1 protein-coding gene is annotated in these 1,270 nt (G+C 46.5%); it reads right to left on the minus strand.

Annotated features, from left to right (window positions below; all coding sequences use genetic code 11):
• Nucleotides 1–930 (minus strand): sigma-54 dependent transcriptional regulator (locus tag R7P69_RS24785; protein ID WP_318121763.1); only part of this gene is annotated, 930 nt, incomplete at its 3' end.
• Nucleotides 931–1,270: the final 340 nt, after the last annotated feature.

The raw sequence follows: 1,270 nt of genomic DNA on the forward strand, positions 1-1,270 counted from the left end.
CTGCGCAACATTAAGTCGGTAATACAAATCTTGGCGGAACTCTTCATGATCGTTAAGATCTTCTTTCGCGGCAGCGATCACTCGCAAATCCACATTGATCTGCTGGTTACCACCAACTCGTTCGACAGTATGTTCTTGCAATGAGCGCAGCACTTTCACTTGCATTGAAAGCGGCATACTCTCGATTTCATCAAAAAACAGCGTGCCTTTGTCGGCGTATTCGAGTTTGCCAATCCGTCGTTTACTTGCTCCGGTAAAAGCGCCGGGCTCGTGACCAAACAGCTCACTTTCGAACAGATTTTCGGGAATCGCGCCACAATTTATTGGCACAAAACGATGTAATTTTCGTTGGCTTTCTTTATGCAGACTGGTGGCAACTAGCTCTTTGCCACAGCCCGTTTCACCATAAATAATGACGTTAGTATCAATACGCGCTAGCTTTGCAACTTGTTCACGCAATTGCTGCATGACTCGGCTTCGGCCAATCAGCACTTCCTCGAGCCCACTTACGCTCGCGAGATATTCTTGACGATCTTGCATTGACGTCTGCGCTCGATAAGTCTCGACCGCTTCCGTCACACGTTGCGAGAGTCGCTCTGGCTGAAATGGTTTCTCAATAAAGTCAAATGCGCCCTTTTGCAACGCACTCACCGCCATATCCACATCCCCATGTCCGGTGATCAGGATAACGGGCGTTTGGATATGATGGTCAATAAGGCTTTCTAAAATCGAGAGGCCATCGCTATCAGGCAAGCGAACATCACTGACAACAGCATCAAAGTCTTGACTTAGTATCGCCGCCTTTCCAGCGTCACCGGTACTGAATGCCTCAACGTTAAATCCGGCCAGTTGCAGCCATTGGCTAGTTGCCTGACGAACAATGTCATCATCTTCAATAAGTGCGATGTTGGGGGTGCTTTCAAAAGCCATGAATTACTGCCTGTTTAAAACGTCTTTCGTAACGGTAGCAAAAACCACGAGGGAGAAAAGGAGCTAGATCTCACTTCTTAATTACAACTCTTTAACATCCAATCAGCTAGGCGCACTCTGTCTCATTCTGGATAAGTAATCACTGTGAACCGCACAGGAAAAATCTAAATCGGCAAACCTGCCTGTGGATTGGGTCATCAATCAAGATGAGGCAGAACTGAAAATCAATAACTTATCTTAAGAAAACGAGTACTTGGATGGAGTCGGTATGACGCTCAGCGGAAAAGGGAAAATGTGGTTGCTTGTGATTTTTGCAAGCGCGATGGTGCTATTTTCTTAC

It is taken from the genome of Vibrio sp. 661 (assembly GCF_033339315.1).
In the GTDB taxonomy this organism is placed as follows: domain Bacteria; phylum Pseudomonadota; class Gammaproteobacteria; order Enterobacterales; family Vibrionaceae; genus Vibrio; species Vibrio alginolyticus.